At 70.4% G+C, this 1,679-nt stretch carries 3 protein-coding genes; 2 read left to right on the forward strand and 1 reads right to left on the reverse strand.

Translation table 11 applies throughout. The features are described from left to right. Positions 1-49 precede the first annotated feature (49 nt). Together Q4I23_RS32535 and Q4I23_RS32540 are read left to right on the forward strand one after the other, a co-directional pair. The gene (locus Q4I23_RS32535; protein ID WP_498528981.1) at positions 50-1,069 is read left to right on the forward strand and encodes an LLM class flavin-dependent oxidoreductase; all 1,020 of its coding nucleotides are present in this window, start codon (positions 50-52) and stop codon (positions 1,067-1,069) included. Between the two features lie 139 nt (positions 1,070-1,208). Further along, entirely contained in the window at positions 1,209-1,379 is a 171-nt protein-coding gene (locus Q4I23_RS32540; RefSeq protein WP_014239127.1) for a hypothetical protein, read from the forward strand. 1 nt (position 1,380) lies between these two features. Here Q4I23_RS32540 and Q4I23_RS32545 read toward each other — a convergent pair whose 3' ends face one another. Then, positions 1,381-1,668 carry an STAS domain-containing protein gene (locus Q4I23_RS32545; protein WP_498528982.1) on the reverse strand — a complete coding sequence of 96 codons (288 nt, stop codon included), beginning with the start codon at positions 1,666-1,668 and terminating at the stop codon, positions 1,381-1,383. Positions 1,669-1,679: the final 11 nt, after the last annotated feature.

Consider the following 1,679-nt stretch of genomic DNA (forward strand, 5'->3'; position numbering starts at 1 on the left):
GCGTATAATCGTCGGCAGCGTCAGATGTGTATAAGAGACAGCCCCCGTCATGCCGACTAACGACACCGCCCGCCCGCCGATCTCCGTCCTCGACCTCGCCCCGGTGCCGGAAGGCAGCACGCCGGGCGACGCCTTGCGCAACACGCTGGACCTCGCCCGCCACGCCGAGCGGCTGGGCTACCGCCGCTACTGGCTGGCCGAGCACCACAACATGACCGGCATCGCCAGCGCCGCGACCTCGGTCGTCATCGGCCATGTGGCGGCGGGCACCTCGACCATCCGCGTCGGCGCCGGCGGCATCATGCTGCCCAACCATTCGCCGCTGGTCATCGCCGAGCAGTTCGGCACGTTGGAGGCGCTGTTCCCCGGCCGCATCGATCTCGGCCTGGGCCGGGCGCCGGGCACCGACCAGATGACGCTGCGCGCCCTGCGCCGCGACCCGTCGGTGGCGGAGCAGTTCCCACAGGACGTGCTGGAGCTTCAGGCCCTGCTCGGCCCCGTCCAGCCGGGCCAGCGCGTGCAGGCGGTGCCCGGCGCCGGGTCGAACGTGCCGCTGTGGATCCTCGGCTCCAGCCTGTTCGGCGCGCAGCTGGCCGCCGCCTTCGGCCTGCCTTATGCCTTCGCCTCGCACTTCGCGCCGGACGCCCTGATGCGGGCGTTGCAGGTCTACCGGGAGAATTTCACGCCCTCGGCGCAGCTCGACCGGCCCCACGCCATGGTCGGGGTGAACGTCGTCGCCGCCGAGACCGACGCCGAGGCGCGCCGGCTCTTCACCTCCGCCCAGCAGAGCTTCGCCCGTCTGATCCGCGGCACCCGCGGCCAATTGCCGCCGCCCATCGACGACATCGAGAGCTTCTGGTCGCCGCTGGAGAAGGCGCAGGCGATGAACATGCTGTCCTGCTCCTTCGTCGGCTCGGCGGAGACGGTGCGGCGCGGGCTGGAGTCCTTCCTCGCCGAAACCGGGGCCGACGAGATCATGGTGGCCTCGGCCATCCACGACCACGCGGCGCGGGTGCGCTCCTACGAGATCCTGGCGGAGGTCCACGGGGCGCTGCGGGCCGCGGCCTGAAGGGCTCCAAATTGGGGGAGCGGTCCGGCGCAACCGCACAGCGCGCTTCGCGGACTGCGCCATGGACCGCGCCCAAGGGGAGTCTTATCGTCTGTGGCCCGGCGTCGCGTGACGCGGTTCACAGAGATGGAGAGGGGATATGGCCGAGTTTCCCCACGCCAGCAGGGTCAACGTGACGCTTGATCTGCCGCTCGACGTCTATCGGCGTCTGGAACAGCAGGCACGCTACATGAGCGTTACCGTCGAGGCGCTGCTGAAGACTATCCTGGCGCAGCAGCTCTACGACTCCAGTCTTCGCAATATGGATTAGTTCATTGTCGTGAGGCGGCGCGCACGGCGGCGTCAAGATCGCCGTGACTCTCCAGAAGCGCCGCCAGCCCGGCCTCCTCCAGCACGCCGCGGACCGGGCCGGGCACCGCCGCCAGTACGATCCGCACGCCGGACCGCCCACCCATGCTTCCCGCACCCGGCCGCGCCTGCCGCACCGCCAGCAGCAGCGAGCGCAGCCCCGCCGGGGTCAGTTGCGTCACCGCCGACAGGTCGAGCACCAGCCCGGCCGGCACCTTTTCCGGCGCGTCCGGGGTCTGTCTCTTATACACATCTCCGAGCC

The organism is Azospirillum sp. UFLA03-27, from assembly GCF_059803775.1.